Origin of the sequence: Luteimicrobium subarcticum, from assembly GCF_002798015.1 — a bacterium.
Taxonomy (GTDB): domain Bacteria; phylum Actinomycetota; class Actinomycetes; order Actinomycetales; family Cellulomonadaceae; genus Luteimicrobium; species Luteimicrobium subarcticum.
The window spans coordinates 430,093-446,475 of record NZ_PGTZ01000007.1 but is presented as its reverse complement, the minus strand read 5'-3'; the positions used below and the strand labels follow the sequence as shown (position 1 = coordinate 446,475).

Annotated in this window: 15 protein-coding genes; 8 read left to right on the top strand and 7 right to left on the bottom strand. The window is 73.2% G+C overall.

All coding sequences use genetic code 11. From position 1 onward, the window contains the following. Positions 1 to 51 precede the first annotated feature (51 nt). The 6 genes from folE to dacB form a co-directional block, all read right to left on the bottom strand. On the bottom strand, positions 52 to 630 hold the full coding sequence (gene folE / locus CLV34_RS07065) for a GTP cyclohydrolase I FolE (protein WP_100349556.1): 579 nt from the start codon (positions 628 to 630) through the stop codon (positions 52 to 54). Next, a complete protein-coding gene (gene ftsH, locus CLV34_RS07060) occupies positions 627 to 2,699 on the bottom strand; it encodes an ATP-dependent zinc metalloprotease FtsH (protein WP_100349555.1) in 2,073 nt (690 codons plus the stop codon). Before ftsH ends, folE begins: the two co-directional genes overlap by 4 nt. Before the next feature lie 108 nt (positions 2,700 to 2,807). After that, positions 2,808 to 3,362, bottom strand: a complete 555-nt coding sequence (gene hpt / locus CLV34_RS07055) for a hypoxanthine phosphoribosyltransferase (RefSeq protein WP_100349554.1) — start codon at positions 3,360 to 3,362, stop codon at positions 2,808 to 2,810. A 22-nt stretch (positions 3,363 to 3,384) separates the two neighbouring features. Beyond that, entirely contained in the window at positions 3,385 to 4,467 is a 1,083-nt protein-coding gene (gene tilS, locus CLV34_RS07050) for a tRNA lysidine(34) synthetase TilS (RefSeq protein ID WP_100349553.1), read from the bottom strand. A 7-nt stretch (positions 4,468 to 4,474) separates the two neighbouring features. Further along, on the bottom strand, positions 4,475 to 5,542 hold the full coding sequence (locus tag CLV34_RS07045) for a zinc-dependent metalloprotease (protein ID WP_100349552.1): 1,068 nt from the start codon (positions 5,540 to 5,542) through the stop codon (positions 4,475 to 4,477). A gap of 65 nt (positions 5,543 to 5,607) precedes the next feature. Further along, the gene (gene dacB, locus CLV34_RS07040) at positions 5,608 to 7,014 is read right to left on the bottom strand and encodes a D-alanyl-D-alanine carboxypeptidase/D-alanyl-D-alanine endopeptidase (protein WP_100349551.1); all 1,407 of its coding nucleotides are present in this window, start codon (positions 7,012 to 7,014) and stop codon (positions 5,608 to 5,610) included. A 64-nt stretch (positions 7,015 to 7,078) separates the two neighbouring features. Here dacB and CLV34_RS07035 point away from each other — a divergent pair, with 64 nt between their 5' ends. Next, entirely contained in the window at positions 7,079 to 7,600 is a 522-nt protein-coding gene (locus CLV34_RS07035) for an inorganic diphosphatase (protein WP_100349550.1), read from the top strand. Between the two features lie 98 nt (positions 7,601 to 7,698). Here CLV34_RS07035 and CLV34_RS07030 read toward each other — a convergent pair whose 3' ends face one another. Then, the gene (locus CLV34_RS07030) at positions 7,699 to 9,732 is read right to left on the bottom strand and encodes a glucose PTS transporter subunit IIA (protein ID WP_100349549.1); all 2,034 of its coding nucleotides are present in this window, start codon (positions 9,730 to 9,732) and stop codon (positions 7,699 to 7,701) included. 135 nt (positions 9,733 to 9,867) lie between these two features. Here CLV34_RS07030 and CLV34_RS07025 point away from each other — a divergent pair, with 135 nt between their 5' ends. The 7 genes from CLV34_RS07025 to CLV34_RS06995 all read left to right on the top strand — a co-directional run bounded on the left by CLV34_RS07025 (position 9,868) and on the right by CLV34_RS06995 (position 16,359). Continuing rightward, positions 9,868 to 10,929, top strand: a complete 1,062-nt coding sequence (locus CLV34_RS07025) for a glutathione S-transferase family protein (RefSeq protein WP_100349548.1) — start codon at positions 9,868 to 9,870, stop codon at positions 10,927 to 10,929. A gap of 293 nt (positions 10,930 to 11,222) precedes the next feature. Continuing rightward, on the top strand, positions 11,223 to 12,605 hold the full coding sequence (locus CLV34_RS07020) for a bifunctional o-acetylhomoserine/o-acetylserine sulfhydrylase (RefSeq protein WP_100349547.1): 1,383 nt from the start codon (positions 11,223 to 11,225) through the stop codon (positions 12,603 to 12,605). A gap of 61 nt (positions 12,606 to 12,666) precedes the next feature. Next, on the top strand, positions 12,667 to 13,911 hold the full coding sequence (gene metX / locus CLV34_RS07015) for a homoserine O-acetyltransferase MetX (protein WP_425436198.1): 1,245 nt from the start codon (positions 12,667 to 12,669) through the stop codon (positions 13,909 to 13,911). A 67-nt stretch (positions 13,912 to 13,978) separates the two neighbouring features. Next, on the top strand, positions 13,979 to 14,701 hold the full coding sequence (locus tag CLV34_RS07010; RefSeq protein ID WP_245859072.1) for a maleylpyruvate isomerase N-terminal domain-containing protein: 723 nt from the start codon (positions 13,979 to 13,981) through the stop codon (positions 14,699 to 14,701). A gap of 54 nt (positions 14,702 to 14,755) precedes the next feature. After that, positions 14,756 to 14,977 (top strand): antitoxin, encoded by a 222-nt coding sequence (locus CLV34_RS07005; RefSeq protein WP_100349545.1) that lies wholly within the window; start codon positions 14,756 to 14,758, stop codon positions 14,975 to 14,977. Beyond that, positions 14,974 to 15,315, top strand: a complete 342-nt coding sequence (locus CLV34_RS07000; RefSeq protein ID WP_100349544.1) for a type II toxin-antitoxin system PemK/MazF family toxin — start codon at positions 14,974 to 14,976, stop codon at positions 15,313 to 15,315. Before CLV34_RS07005 ends, CLV34_RS07000 begins: the two co-directional genes overlap by 4 nt. Positions 15,316 to 15,399: 84 nt before the next feature. Next, positions 15,400 to 16,359 (top strand): zinc-binding dehydrogenase, encoded by a 960-nt coding sequence (locus CLV34_RS06995; RefSeq protein WP_100349543.1) that lies wholly within the window; start codon positions 15,400 to 15,402, stop codon positions 16,357 to 16,359. The last annotated feature ends 24 nt before the right edge of the window (positions 16,360 to 16,383 follow it).

Here is a 16,383-nt window from a genome sequence, read left to right as displayed (position 1 = left end):
GCGGCCCGACGCGACGCCGGGCAGCGGCCGCGGCTCGACGCGGTCCACCGGCTACCGCCCCAGGATGAGGCTCATGGCCTCGGCCCGTGTCGCCGGGTCGCGCATCTGGCCGCGGACGGCCGACGTGACGGTGCGGGCGCCGGGCTTGCGCACCCCGCGCATCGACATGCAGAGGTGCTCGCACTCGACGACGACGATCACGCCGAGCGCGTCGAGGTGCTCGACGAGGGCGTCGGCCACCTGGGACGTGAGGCGCTCCTGGACCTGGGGCCGCTTCGCGTACACGTCGACGAGCCGCGCGAGCTTCGACAGGCCGGTCACCCGCCCGTCGCGCGGGATGTACCCGACGTGCGCGACGCCGTGGAACGGCACGAGGTGGTGCTCGCAGGTCGAGTACACCTCGATGTCCTTGACGAGGATCATCTCCTCGTGACCGAGGTCGAACGTCGTGCTGAGCACCTCGGCCGGGCTCTGGTGGAGCCCGCGGAAGATCTCGCGGTACGAGCGTGCGACGCGGGCCGGGGTGTCGGCGAGACCGTCCCGGTCCGGGTCCTCACCGATCGCGAGGAGCAGCTCGCGGACCGCCGCCTCGGCGCGCGCCAGGTCGACGGGCGACTTCTTGTCGCTCACACGGCCCCCGGCCCGGCCGGGACGTCCGTCGTACGCTCCGCCGCACCGACGGACTCGCCCGCGGGGACCTCGCCCACGGGCTGTGCGGGGTGCTCCATCGTGGCGGCGGCGCCCTCGTCGGTCGGGATGATCGGGGCGTCGCCCTGCGCCTCCTTCTCGGCCGCGGTGAGGACCGGCGGACGGGTGGAGACGGCGCGCTGCTCGCTCGAGAGCCAGACCTCGCGCGGGTCGCGCTTCACGACGGGCGCGAAGACCTCGGCGAGCTCGGCCTGGTTGAGGGTCTCCTTGTCGAGGAGCCGGAGGACGAGGTCGTCGAGGACGTCGCGGTACTGGACCAGGACCTCCCACGCCTCGTCGTGCGCGGCCTCGACGAGCTTGCGGACCTCGCGGTCGACGATCCCGGCGATGTTCTCGGAGTAGTCGCGCTGGTGGCCCATGTCACGGCCCAGGAACGGCTCGCCCTGCGCCTGCCCGAGCTTGATCGCACCGACCTGCTCGCTCATGCCGTACTCGGTGACCATCTTGCGGGCGATCGCGGTGGCCTTCTCGATGTCGTTGCTCGCGCCCGTCGTCGGGTCGTGGAAGACGATCTCTTCGGCGACGCGGCCGCCCATCGCGTACGCGAGCTGGTCGAGCAGCTCGTTGCGTGTGGTCGAGTACTTGTCCTCCAGCGGCATGACCATCGTGTAGCCGAGGGCGCGGCCGCGGGGCAGGATCGTGACCTTCGTGACCGGGTCCGTGTACCGCATGGCGGCCGCCACGAGCGCGTGACCGCCCTCGTGGTACGCCGTGATCTTCTGCTCCTTGACGTTCATGACACGGGTGCGCTTCTGCGGGCCGGCGATGACGCGGTCGATGGCCTCGTCGAGCGCGCGGTCGTCGATGAGCTGGGCGCCGCTGCGGGCCGTCAGGAGCGCGGCCTCGTTGAGCACGTTCGCGAGGTCAGCGCCGGTGAAGCCGGGCGTGCGACGTGCGACGGCCGCGAGGTCGACCTCGGGGAACATCGGCTTGCCCGCGGCGTGGACCCGCAGGATCGCCTCACGGCCCTTGAGGTCGGGTGCCTCGACCGCGACCTGCCGGTCGAACCGGCCCGGGCGCAGCAGCGCCGGGTCGAGGATGTCGGGGCGGTTCGTCGCCGCGATGAGGATGACGTTCGTCTTGACGTCGAAGCCGTCCATCTCGACGAGGAGCTGGTTGAGCGTCTGCTCGCGCTCGTCGTGGCCGCCGCCCATGCCGGCACCGCGGTGCCGACCGACCGCGTCGATCTCGTCGACGAAGATGATCGCGGGGGCGTTCTGCTTGGCCTGGTCGAACAGGTCGCGGACGCGGCTCGCGCCGACGCCGACGAACATCTCGACGAAGTCCGAGCCGGAGATCGAGTAGAACGGCACGCCCGCCTCGCCCGCGACGGCGCGCGCGAGCAGCGTCTTGCCGGTCCCGGGGGGCCCGTAGAGCAGGACGCCCTTGGGGATCTTGGCGCCGACGGCCTGGAACTTGGCCGGCTCCGCGAGGAACTCCTTGATCTCCTGGAGCTCCTCGACCGCCTCGTCCTCACCCGCGACGTCGGAGAACGTGACCTGCGGCATGTCCTTCGTGATGAGCTTCGCGCGGGACTTGCCGAAGCCCATGACCCGCGACCCGCCGCCCTGCATGCGCGACAGGAGGAACCAGAAGATCACGCCGATGATCAGGAACGGGATGATGAGCGACAGCAGCGACGACCAGATCGACGCCTGCGCGATCTGCGAGTCGTAGCCCTTGGCGAGGTTCGCGCCCTCGACCGCCTGCACGACCTGCTCGCCCTGCGGCTGGACGTAGTAGAACTGCACGGACTTGCCGAGGTTCTTGCCGTCCTGCTCGTAGTCGTCCTTGAGATCGAGCTGGACGCGCTGGTCGCCGTCGACGATGAGCGCCTTCTCGGCCTTGCCCTGGTCGAGGAGCTCGATGCCCACGGACGTGTCGATCCGCTCGACCTTGGAGCGTGACAGGACGTTCAGCGCGGCCAGGAACACCAGGAGGGCCACGACCACCCAGATGACCGGGCCCGTGAGGATTCGCTTCATGTTCATCGGTGGCGGGGTCGACCCCGCATCCTTCCGCTCGCGACTCGACTGCTGCGAACCTACACGCTCACGCTGTGCGCGAGACCGCGTGTTCGCCCAGGGCAGGAAAAGGGGTCAGCCGCCGTAGACGTGCGGCGCGAGCGTCCCGACGAACGGCAGGTTCCGGTACTTCTCCGCGTAGTCCAGGCCGTACCCGACGACGAACTCGGACGGGATGTCGAACCCGACGTAGCGCACGTCGACCTCGACCTTCGCGGCGGCGGGCTTGCGCAGCATCGTCGCGATCTCGACCGAGCGCGGGCCGCGGCTGCGCAGGTTGGAGACCAGCCACGACAGCGTCAGGCCCGAGTCGATGATGTCCTCGACGATGAGCACGTTGCGGCCCGTGAGGTCGGTGTCGAGGTCCTTGAGGATGCGCACGACGCCCGACGACTTGGTCCCGGAGCCGTACGACGACACCGCCATCCAGTCCATCTCGACGGTGTGGTGCAGGCGGCGCGCGAGGTCCGCCATGACCATGACGGCACCCTTGAGGACGCCCACGAGCAGGAGGTCCTGGTCGCGGTAGTCCGCGTCGATCTCGGCGGCCATCTGGTCCAGCCGCTCGCCGAGCTGCTGCTCCGTGAGCAGGATGTCCGCCAGGTCGGCCGAGACGTCGGATCGGTCCACGAGAGCACTCCTCTTGACGCATTCACAGGGGGTCGGGGGTGTGGGTCGGGGTCGGACCCGCCCGCAGAACAAGCGTGCCACACTCCCGGGACGCGAGGACCGGTCCCGGCAGGTGCGCCGGTCCCTGGCCCCGCCAGCGGGTGACGAGCGCGTCGACGGAGTCCACGTGCGCGGCGGCGAGCGCACCCCGCGGCGCACCCGCGGCGACGGCGGCCCGGCGCAGCGCCCGGGTGCGCAGCGCCCGGTGGGCCGCGGCCAGCACCTCCACGTCGAGCACGACGGGCCGCGCACCGTCGGCGGGCGCCGCACCGGTGGCCGCCCGGGACGCGCGCTCCAGCACCTCGGCGGTGAGCCCGTCCAGCAGGTCGGCGTCGTCCGCGAGCTGGGCGGCGGAGCGGGCGAGCGCCTCGGGGACGCCGGGGCCGAGGACGTCCTCCAGCACCGGCAGGACGTCGGCGCGCACGCGCGAGCGCAGAGGCAGGACCGTGGCGGACGTCACGGCGGCAGAAGCGGCGGCGCCCGCCGCCGGGCGGCCGTTGGTCGGGTCGTCCCACCACGTCAGCCCGCGGGCGCGGCACGCCGCCTCGGTCACGGACCGCCGCAGACCGAGGAAGGGCCTCCGGTAGACGCCGCGCGCGGCCGGGATGCCGGCGAGCGAGCGAGCGCCCGAGCCGCGCGCGAGCGCGAGGAGCACCTGTTCGGCCTGGTCGTCGAGGGTGTGCGCGAGCAGGACGGCGACGGCGCCGTGCTCGCGAGCCGCGCGTTCGAGGGCGGTGGTCCGGGCCGCGCGCGCGGCGGCCTCGGGTCCGCCCCGGGCGCCCACCTCGACGCGTCGGACGTCGACGGGCGCCAGGCCGAGCGCGCGACACGTGGCGGCGGCGTCGGCGGCGACCTGCGCCGAGCCGTCCTGGAGCCCGTGGTCGACGACGACGGCCCCCGCACGCAGGCCGGACCGGGGGGCGACGAACGCGACGGCTGCGGCGAGGGCCACCGAGTCGGCGCCGCCCGAGCACCCGACGAGGACGAGCGCGCCCGCGTCGAGGTCCGCGACGGCGCGGCGCACGGCGACGCGTGTCGCCGCCTCGGCCGCGTCCGGTCCGGGCATGCGGGAGTCAGCCGTGCACGCGCCGGACCCAGGCGCGCGGGTCGGCGATCTCGGCGGCGGTGGGGAGCGCGGTCGGCCCGCTGAACGCGGCGTTGAGGCCGTCCTGCCCGACGCGGTCGGTGACGGCGCGCACGAACGCGGCACCGTCGCGGTACTGGGCGATCTTGGCCTCGACGCCGAGCAGCCGCCGGACGACGACGTCGGCCCGGCCGGCGCCGTCGCGGCGCGCCTCGAACCGGGCCCGGATGTCGCGCACGCTCGGGACGAGGGCCGGCCCGACGTCGTCCATGGCGACGTCGGCGTGCCCCTCGAGCAGGGCCATGACAGCGGTGACGTCGGCGAGACGCGCACGGTCCTCGTCGCTCACGATGCCCGCGAGCAGCGCCTGCCCGTCCCCGCGGACCGCGGCGGAGAGGGCCGACACGAGCGCGCGCAGCTTGTCGCGGAACCGGGACTCGCCGAGCTCGCGCGTGTCGTGCGCGAGGTCGGCCAGCAGGTCGCGCGTGACGGACGCGAGGTGCTCGCCGAGCCAGGGCGCGGCGGCGAACTGCAGGGCGTGGGTCTGCTCGTGCAGGCACACCCAGAGGCGGAAGTCCTCGGGGTCGACGCCGAGCCGCTGCTCGGCGGCCAGGAGGTTCGGGGCGACGAGCAGCAGCCGGCCGGCGCCACCCGGGTCGGTGTACGGGTCGAACTGGCCGAGGACGCGGCTCGACAGGAGCGCGAGGACGCTTCCGACCTGCGCCGCACCGACCAGGGCGGTCGGCCCGGGCGGCGCCGGGCGGTCGCCGAGCACCGCCTCGAGCGCGCCCTGCGCGACGGTCGCCATGATCTCGGTGTTGGCGCGCGCCCAGCGGGCCCGGTCGACCACCAGGACGGACGCGTCGCCCGGGGTGGCCGGGACGAGGCCCGTGACGTCCTGGACGGGTGCGACGGCGCGCCGGGCCGCGCTGCGCAGCGAGCCCACCAGCGCCTCGAGCTCGGCGCGGGGGGCGACCGGACCGGGCGGTGCGACGCGTCCCGCGAGCGACGCGGCGGCCGACCAGTCGACGATCTCGACGTCCGTGGTGGCGGTCATCTGCCCACCCTAACGACGGGCGGTCCCCCGACGCCGGACGGGACGTCGCCGCCGGGACGGGCCGGTCAGGAGCATCCGCAGTCGGCGAGCCGGGTGACGAAGTCGTCGATCGCGGCCCGCGCCTCCCAGGGGCCGTCCTTCGTCCGGTCGGCCATGACGACGAACACGAGCTCGCGTCCGTCGTCGGTCATGACGGTCCCGGCGAGCGACGCGACGCCGGTGAGCGACCCGGTCTTGGCGCGGACGCGACCGCGCGCGTCCGTGAAGAGGTAGCGGTCGTCCAGGGTGCCGCGGAGCCCGGAGATCGGCAGCAGGGCGACGACCCCGGTGAGGTCGGGGTGGTCGCCGCCGGTCGAGAGCGCGAGCACCTGCGCGAGCTGGCGGGGCGTGAGGAGCGACCCCTTGCCGAGACCGGAGCAGTCGACGAGGCGGGCGCCCGACGTGTCGACGCCGAGGCCGTGCACGACGGCGACGACGGCCTTCGTCGCCCCGTCGAACGACGCGGGCAGGTCGCGGGACGCGGCGACGAGCCGCCCGAGCCCTTCCGTGACGGTGTTGTCGGAGTGCTGGAGCGCGTAGCCGACGATCTCGCGCACGGTCGCCGACCGGACGATCCCGAGCCGTGTCGCCTTCTCGGGCGCCGACCCGCGGGCGACCGACGTGACGGTGACCCCACGCTTCTTCAGGGCCGCGGCGAACACGTCGGCGGTGTGCGTCGCCGGGTCGGTCCACCGCTGCGCGTACTCGGTGCCCGACTTCCGCGCCACGTCGATCGACAGCGCGGAGACGGGCGCGACGAACCCGTTCGCCAGGTACGACGGGTCCCACGTGGGGCTGAGGGCCGGCCCGCTGAAGAACGTGTCGTCGACCGTGAGCGTGACGGAGGACCGGCCGGCGAGCCGCAGCTTCGTGGCGACCTGCGCGGCGAGGTCGGCGACGCCGGCCCGGCCGTCCACCGCGCTCGCCGACCCCTTCCCCTCCGCGAGCAGCTGGTCGCCTCCGCCGACGAGCGCGATCCCGCCGGGGCCCGCCTGCACCACGGTCGTGGGGAGCGTCGCGTCGGGGTCGAGCGCGGTGAGCGCCGCGACGGCGGTGAGGAGCTTCTGCGTGGACGCCGGCGTGTACCGGGACGTCGCGCCGGACGCGCTGAGGACGTCGCCGCTGAGCACGTCGACCACCTGGACGCCCACGCGGGAGCCCAGCCGGTCGTCGCGCACGAGCCGGGCGACGTCGCGCGCGACGGCCGCCGCCGACGGGGCGGGGTCGTCCGCGGCAGGCGCGGCGACGACCTGACCGGACGAGGACAGCGACGCGGCGCCCGGGGCCGTCGGGAAGGGCGGCTGAGGGGTCGGGGAGGGCTGCGTCGTGAGCGGGCCGGGCACGACGTCGCGCGCGTCGGCGACGGCGTACCCGCCCGCCGCGACGAGGACCGCCGCAAGAGTGACCGCCGTCACTGTCCGTGCACGGAACATCCGACCTCCCGACCTGGTGTGCGCGTGCCACACTAGAGGCCGCAATCCCGCTTGGAGGAGAACAGTGGAGTTCGACGTCACCATCGAGATCCCGAAGGGTCAGCGGAACAAGTACGAGGTGGACCACGAGACCGGCCGGATCCGGCTCGATCGGATGCTCTTCACCTCGACCCGCTACCCCGACGACTACGGCTTCATCGAGGGCACCCTCGGCGAGGACGGAGACCCGCTCGACGCGCTCGTCCTGCTCGAGGAACCGACGTTCCCCGGCTGTCTGATCCGGTGTCGCGCGCTCGGCATGTTCCGCATGCGCGACGAGGCCGGCGGCGACGACAAGGTCCTGTGCGTGCCGACCGGCGACCAGCGTGCCGCGTGGCGCCAGGACATCGACGACGTGTCGGACTACCACCGGCTCGAGATCCAGCACTTCTTCGAGGTCTACAAGGACCTCGAGCCCGGCAAGTCCGTCGAGGGCGCCCACTGGACCGACCGCACCGAGGCGGAGGCCGAGATCGTGCGCTCGATCCAGCGCGCGAAGGACGCGGGTCACCACTTCGCCCCGACGCAGGGCCTGCCCGGCCACTGAGCCCCGGCACCCCGCACCGACGACGACGACGGCGCCGCACCCCATGAGGGTGCGGCGCCGTCGTCGTCGGGACGCTCAGCGAGAGGTCGGCGCGAGGTTCACCGGGCGACCTGGGCGGGAGCCGCCTTGGCCTGGACGGCGAGCAGCGGCGCCCCCGCCTCGACCGGGCCGAGCCCGACGGGGTCGACGGCGTCGAACTTCTTGGCGTTGAGCACGATCACCGGTGTCACGAGCGAGTAACCGGCTCGTTCGATGACGTCCCGGTCGAACCGGACCAGGGGCGTCCCGGTGTCGACGTGCTGGCCGGCCTTCACGAGGACCTCGAACCCCTCCCCCTTGAGGTTCACCGTGTCGATACCGACGTGGATGAGCAGCTCGATGCCGCTGTCCAGGGCGAGCGCGAACGCGTGCCCGGTGTCCTGGGCCGCGGCGACGACCCCGGACGCGGGCGCGGTGACGGTGTCGCCGGTCGGTTCGATGGCGACGCCGGGACCCATCGTGCCGCCGGCGAACACGGGGTCCGGCACCTCGGACAGCGGGATGGCGGTGCCGGCGACGGGGGCGGCGAGCTCGTGCACGGGGCCGACCCCGGCGTCCGCGGCGGGCGCCGCGACCCCCTCGGCCGGCGCACCGGCGGTCGTCCCGGAGCCGGCCGCCTCGGCACCGTCAGAAGCGTCGGCAGCGGGCTCGGGCGCCTTGTAGCCGTAGATGATCACCAGCACCATGGACGTCACGAACGCCGCGGTGACGGCCAGCGCGTAGAGGCCGATCTGGTTGAACGCGGGGATGGTCAGCAGGGACGTGAACACGAACGCGTTCGTCGTGACGCCTCCGCCGATGCCGATGATGAGACCCCCGACGAAGCAGCCGACGAGCATGCGCGGGTAGATCCGCTTGAAGCGCAGGTGGATGCCGTAGAGGGACGGTTCGGAGATGCCGCCGAGCAGGCCGGCCGCGAGCGCCCCGGTGGCGGTCTGCCGCATGGTCGCGTCGCGCTCGCGCCACGCGAGGACGAGCACGCCCGCGGTCGCGCCGAAGCACGCGAAGTTCCAGGCGCCCATCGGGCCCTGGATGTAGTCGTAGCCGAGGGTCTGGATGTTGAGCAGCATGATCGCGTTGATCGGCCAGTGGAGCCCGAGGGGCACCATGAACGGGTACGCCAGCGGGACGACGATCGCGAAGATGAAGGGCGAGAAGTCGTTGACCGACTTGAGGACGTCGGAGAGCCCGGCTCCCGCGTACACGCCGATGGGGCCGATGAGGAACGCGGTGAGCGGGATCATGATCAGCATGCTGAGGAACGGCACGAAGATGAGCTGGACGTTCTCGGGGATCAGCTTCTTGAGGTACTTGTAGACGACGCCGAGGACGGCCGCCATGAGCAGCGGCGGGAACACCTGCGAGCTGTAGTCGAACACCGTGAGCGGGACGCCGAAGATGTCGACGACGCTCACCGACGTCCCGAAGACCTCGCGCGGCTCGACGCCGTCGGCGAGCCCGGTGAACCCCGGCAGCATGAGGACGGCCATGATCGCGAAGCCGACCCAGGGGTCTGCCCCCACCTTCTTGCTCGCGTTGTACGCGACCATGAGCGGCAGGAACACGAACACGCACTGCCACATGAGGTTGACGAACTGCCACGAGACCGGGAGTTCGGTGCGGGGGTCGGCCCAGTTCCCGATGACGTGCAGCGTCGACATGAGCGACATGAACGTGATGAAGAGCGACGCGCCGAGCAGGGCGCCGAGGATCGGCCGGAACGAGTCGGACAGGAACTCGAAGAGCGAGTCCATCCAGGCGAGCTTCCCGCGGGGGCCCTTGGCGCGTTCGCGGGCCTTGATCGCGGCGGCGTCGTCGTCCCCGCCACCGCCGCCGGCGCCGGTCATCTCGGGCAGCGCCTGGATGTCGTTGTAGACGGTCTGGACGCCTCCCCCGATGACGACCTGGTACCGGTCGCCGGCCTGCGGGACCGCCCCGAGGACGCCCGGGATGGCCTCGACGGTGTCCTTGTCGACGCCGGTCGCGTCGCGGAGCTGGAAGCGGAGCCGGGTCGCGCAGTGCGTGAGGCTCTCGATGTTCCCGGCTCCGCCGACGCTGCGGACGATGTCTGCCGCGGGACTGCTGCTCGCCATGGCGCTCTCCCTGGTTCCCCCGTGGTCGCGCGCAGGGCGGCGTCGACCTGTCCCTCATAGGTACGGCACGGTGGCGGCGTCCGCGACCGGAGCATCCGGGCGCACCGGGCGGCCGGTCCTGCCTACGCTGGCGGGGTGACGGAGACGACGCAGGACGAACGGCCGGAGCACGGCACCGGTGGCACCTACTCGGTGCCGGGGCAGGAGTACGCGCGGGACACGCGCTACATCACCACCCGGATCGTGGCCGACCCCGCGCCGGGCAGCGACGACGTGGCGGTCGAGCCGGGCCGGTTCCGGCTCGTCGCGGCGCGCGCCTGCCCGTGGGCGAACCGGACCATCATCGTGCGACGCCTGCTGGGTCTCGAGGACGTCCTGTCGTTGGGCCTGTGCGGGCCGGTGCACGACGCCCGGTCGTGGACGTTCGACCTCGACCCGGGCGGGCGCGACCCGGTGCTCGGCATCGAGCGGATCCAGGAGGCGTACTTCCGCCGTGACCCGGAGTACCCGCGCGGGATCACCGTGCCGGCGATCGTGGACGAGCGCACGGGCGCGGTGGTGACGAACGACTTCGCGCAGATCACGCTCGACCTGTCGACCCAGTGGCGCGCGTTCCACCGGGAGGGCGCCCCGGACCTGCTGCCGCCGGCGCACCGCGAGGAGCTCGACGCGGTGATGCGGCACGTCTACACGGAGGTCAACAACGGCGTGTACCGGTGCGGCTTCGCGGGGTCGCAGGAGGCGTACGACGCCGCCTACGACCGTCTGTGGACGGCGCTCGACGGGCTCGAGGCGCGGCTCACGGACCGGCGCTATCTCGTCGGGGACACGATCACCGAGGCGGACGTGCGCCTGTTCACCACCCTCGTGCGGTTCGACGCCGTCTACCACGGGCACTTCAAGTGCAACCGGCAGAAGCTCACCGAGCTCCCCGCCCTGTGGGCGTACGCGCGCGACCTGTTCCAGACGCCGGGGTTCGGCGACACCGTGGACTTCTGGCAGATCAAGCAGCACTACTACCGCGTGCACACGGACATCAACCCGTCGGGCATCGTGCCGGACGGGCCGGACCTGTCGGGGTGGGCGACGCCGCACGGCCGGGAGGCGCTGGGCGGGCGTCCGTTCGGCGACGGGACGCCCCCGGGGCCGGTGCGCGCGGGCGAGCGGGTCGACCCGGAGCACACGCCGCTGCGCTGAGCAGCGGCTCCCCCAAGCCGTCCTCCTGCGTCTCACATCGTGGTCTCATTTCGTGAGACGGGCTTGGCTCGCGGGCACCACCCTGCCTACTGTCGACGACATGACCCGTCGAATGTGCCGCTGAGAGCTCACCGTCCCGTGCCTCCGGGCACGCACCGGTGATCCGTTCTCAGGCACGTTCGCCCGCTCCCCGGCGCCTCCCGCGCCCCGGCCCGGACGGACCGGCCGCTGCGGATCGCCCACCCGGTCCCCGCAGCCGTCACCACCGTCCCGCCGCGCCCCTGGAGCACGCCATGTCGAACACCCCTGAGTCCGCCCCCGCCTGGTCCTTCGAGACCCGTCAGATCCACGCCGGCCAGCAGCCCGAGCCGGGCACGGGAGCCCGCGCCCTCCCGATCTTCCAGACCACGTCCTACGTGTTCCCCGACGCCCGCACGGCCGCCGCGCGGTTCGCGCTCCAGGAGCTCGGCCCCATCTACACGCGCATCGGCAACCCGACCACCGAGGTCGTCGAGAACCGCATCGCGGACCTCGAGGGCGGCGTCGGCGCGCTGCTCGTCTCGTCCGGCCAGGCCGCCGAGACCCTCGCGATCCTCAACGTCGCCGAGGCGGGCGACCACGTCGTCGCGTCGTCCAGCCTGTACGGCGGCACGTACAACCTGCTGCACCACACGCTCGCGAAGCTCGGCATCGAGACGACGTTCGTCGACGACCCGCACGACCTGCAGCAGTGGCGCGACGCCGTCCGCCCGAACACGAAGCTGTTCTTCGGCGAGACGATCCCCAACCCCCGGACGGACGTCCTGGACATCGAAGGGGTGGCGGGCGTGGCGCACGCCGCCGGCGTGCCCCTGATCGTCGACAACACCGTCGCGACCCCCTACCTGGTCCGTCCGTTCGAGTGGGGCGCGGACGTCGTCGTGCACTCCGCCACCAAGTACCTCGGCGGGCACGGCACGGCGGTCGGCGGCGTGATCGTCGACGCCGGGACGTTCGACTTCGGCCGCGAACCCGAGCGCTTCCCCAACTACAACCAGCCGGACCCCAGCTACCACGGCCTCGTCTACGCCCGGGACCTCGGTGCGGACGGCGTGTTCGGGGTGAACCTGTCGTTCGTCCTCAAGGCGCGCGTCCAGCTCCTGCGCGACCTCGGCACCGCGATCTCGCCGTTCAACGCGTTCCTCATCGAGCAGGGCATCGAGACGCTCTCGCTGCGCCTCGACAAGCACGTCGCGAACGCGCAGGCCGTGGCGCAGTGGCTCGAGGCGCGCGACGACGTCCGGCACGTCCACTACGCCGGGCTGGAGTCCAGCCCGTGGCACGCGAACGCCCGCAAGTACGCGCCGAAGGGGCCGGGCGCCGTCCTCGCGTTCGAGCTCGACGGCGGCGCCGACGCGGGTCAGGCGTTCGTGTCCGCGCTGCGGCTGCACTCGAACGTCGCGAACATCGGGGACGTCCGCTCGCTCGTCATCCACCCGGCGTCGACGACGCACAGCCAGCTCACCCCGGAGGAGCAGGCATTCTCGGGCGTGACCCCGGGCCTCGTGCGGCTCGCCGTCGGCATCGAGCACCTCGACGACATCCTCGCGGACCTCGAGCTGGGCTTCACCGCCGCCAAGGGCGCGCTCGGCGGCAACGCGGCCGGCGCGGCCGACGGCGACGCCGAGCAGGGCTGAGGCCGACCGCCCGATGGACGCCCGCCCCCTCACCACCGACCGACTCGTAGGCTGGACCCCAGTGAACTCCCCCGACCTCTCCCCGCTCGGCCCGACCTCGTCGTCGGGCGGGGGCCGTGTGCCCCGGGGACGGTCCTCCGCGGGACGGCTGCGCTACCCGACGCCGGTGCCGGCGTCGAGCGCCTGGCAGGTCGGCGACCCCGTCGGACGCCGGCAGTTCGCCGACCTGCGGACGCTCGACCTGGAGGGGGGCGGGCGCCTGCCCGTCACGCTCGCCTACGAGACGTGGGGCGAGCTCAACGAGGCGCGCGACAACGCCGTCCTCGTGCTGCACGCCCTGACCGGTGACTCGCACGTGACCGGCGAGGCCGGCGACGGGCACCCCACCGCGGGGTGGTGGCAGGAGATGGTCGGCCCCGGTCGTCCCATCGACACCGACCGCTGGTTCGTCGTCGCGCCCAACGTGCTCGGCGGCTGCCAGGGCTCGACCGGGCCGTCGTCCAGCGCGCCGGACGGCGTGGCCTGGGGCAGCCGGTTCCCCGTCGTGACGGTCCGCGACCAGGTGCTCGCCGAGGTCGACCTCGCGCACGAGCTCGGGATCGGGTCGTGGGCGCTCGTCGTGGGCGCGTCGATGGGCGGCCTGCGGGTGCTCGAGTGGGCGCTGCTCGGCCCCGAGCACGGCGTCGACGTCGACGCGATCACCGTCATCGCGTCGACCGCGCAGACGTCGGGCGACCAGATCGCGTGGGCGCACGCTCAGCTCTCCGCGATCCACGCCGACCCCCGGTTCCGCGGCGGCGACTACTACGACGCGGCGGACGGCGACGGCCCGCACGTGGGCCTGTCGATCGCGCGCTCGATCGCGCACACCACCTACCGGAGCGCGTTCGAGCTCGACGAACGGTTCGGCCGCATGCCGCAGGGCGGCGAGGACCCGCTGCACGGCGGCCGGTACGCCGTGCAGTCGTACCTCGACCACCACGGCGACAAGCTCGCGCGCCGGTTCGACGCCGGCACGTACGTGCGGCTCACCGAGTCGATGCTGACGCACGACCTCGGCCGCGACCGCGGCGGGGTCGAGACCGCGCTCGGCCAGATCACCGCGCGCACCCTCGTCGTCGCCGTCGACTCGGACCGCCTGTTCCTGCCGGCAGAGTCCGCCCGCATCCAGCGCGGCGTCCCCGGCGCCGAGCCGCTGCACGTGCTGCACTCCGACCACGGGCACGACGGGTTCCTCATCGAGTTCGCCCAGCTCGGCCCGGTGGTCGCGGACTTCCTCGCCGCCGGGGAGCGCGTGCGCGACTGAGGCGCAGACCGCCGCGCGCCCTCCGGTGCGGCACGCGTGGACGTCGGAGCGGCGCTAGTCTGCCCGGGTGATCGCCGACCTCGACGTGCTGCGCCACGCGATGCACGCACAGTGGGACCGCCTGCAGACCTGGCTCGAGGACAGCGAGGAGTCGGGCGTCCTGGACGTCGACGTGCCGAGCGCGCTACCGGGCTGGAGCACCGGCGAGCTCGTGTCCCACCTGGGTCGCGCCATGGACGCGCTCGGTGTCTGCGTGGCGGCGCCCGACGGCACCCACCCCCTCACGCTGGCCGAGTACCTCGGGACGTACCCGGACCGGGGCGACGAGATCACGCGCGTGACCCGCGAGCTCGACGCGGAGCTCGTTCCCGACCGCGTCGCCGGGGTCGCCCGCCTCGCCCGCCACGCGCTCGCGAACCTCGACGACCTGGGCCCCGGGGACATCGTCGTGCAGGCCCGGCGAGGACCGATCCGCCTGCACGACATGGTCCTGTCGCGCCTCGTCGAGCTGGTGGTGCACGCCGACGACCTGGCCCGCTCGCTGCCCGGCGCGGTCGCCGTCTCCGGGCCGCCCGTGGACCCCGAGGCGTTGCGTCTCGTCGCGGACGAGCTCCTCCACGTCGTCGTCGTGCGTGGCGGGTACTCGCTCCTCGTCGACGACCCGCTGCTGTGGACGCGGCTCGCCACCGGTCGCGTGCCGTACCACGTCGACCTGCTGGCCGAGGCGCTCGCGACGCCGTCGTCCGCGGACGCCGTCCCCGACCTGGGCCGCGCACTGCCGCTGCTGTGAGGGGCGGCCTGCGGTCGTGCAGCAGGCTTTGCCACTATCGGTAGCATCAGCAGTATGACCAAGTTGAGCATCAGCCTGGAGGATCGAGATGTCGCAGTTCTCGACACGTACGTCGCGCGCCATCCCGGCTTGAATCGCTCTGCGGCTCTCCGGGAAGCCATCGACCTGCTCCGTGAGCGCGAGCTCGCCACGCAGTACGACGCCGCGTACGCGGAGTGGTCCGCCGCCGGCAGCGACGACGTCTGGGACGTCACCGCCTCGGACGGACTCGCATGAGAGGTGAGATCTGGCTCGTGGATCTCGACCCGGTCCAGGGCCACGAGGCGAACACGATCCGTCCGGCGATCATCGTGAGCCGAGCAGTCGCCGCAGAGCGCGCGTTCGCCGGCCATGGCGTCGTGACGGTGGTTCCCGTGACATCGAGCACCCAGAGAGTCTTCCCGTTCCAGGTGCTCCTCCCTGCCGCACGCACAGGACTCGACAGGGAGTCGAAGGCGCAGTGCGAGCAGGTGCGCTCCGTGTCCGCGACACGCCTCACCCACCGAGTCGGTCACGTGCCGCGCGACCTCATCGAACAGGTGGACGAAGCGCTGCGACTCCATCTGGACCTCTGAGCGCCACCCGGCCGCCGACGCCGGCCGCCGGAACGCGCCCCGTGAAACCCCGGACGCCGAGCTGGCGCGGCGTAGTCTCGGCGGATGCTCGCCGCCACCGCCGCCCGCTTCGCCCCCGACGACCCGGTGTCCGCCCTGGAGGTCGGTGACCGACCCGCCCCGGACGCCCGCGAGCACTGGACGACCGTCGACGTCCGCGCGGCGTCGCTGAACCAGCACGACCTGTGGTCGCTGCGCGGCGTGGGCCTCAAGCCCGAGCAGCTCCCGATGATCCTCGGGACGGACGCGGCCGGGGTCGCGCCCGACGGCACGGAGGTCGTCGTGCACGCCGTGATCGGCGCGGACGGCCACGGCGTCGGGCCCACGGAACGTCGCTCGCTCCTCTCGGAGCGCTACCCCGGCACGCTCGCCGAACAGGTCGCAGTTCCGACCCACAACCTCGTCCCGAAGCCGGAGGCGCTGAGCTTCGAGGAGGCCGCGTGCCTCCCGACAGCGTGGCTCACCGCCTACTCGATGCTGTTCCGCGCGGCGCAGGTCGCCCCCGGCGACCGGGTGCTCGTGCAGGGCGCGGGCGGCGGCGTCGCGACGGCCGCGATCGCGCTCGGTGCGGCCGCCGGGCTCGAGGTCTGGGTCACCTCGCGCACCGAGGAGAAGCGCGCCCAGGCGCTGCGGCTCGGCGCCGCCGGCGCGTTCGAGAGCGGCGCACGGCTCCCCGACCGTGTGGACGCCGTCATCGAGACCGTCGGACGCGCGACGTGGTCGCACTCCGTGCGCTCGCTCCGCCCGGGCGGCACGCTCGTCACGGCCGGCGCGACGACCGGCGACCCCGAGACCGCCGAGCTGACCCGCATCTTCTTCACGGAGCTGCGCGTCCAGGGCGTCACCATGGGCACGCGCGACGACCTTGCCGCGCTGCTGGCGTTCGTCGCACGCACCGGCGTCCGCCCGACGATCGACTCGACCGTCCCGCTCGCGGGCGTCGCCGAGGGCTTCCACCGGCTGGCGTCCGGCGACCACGTCGGCAAGGTCGTCGTCACCGTCTGACACGGGAACACCCGCGTCCCGGTG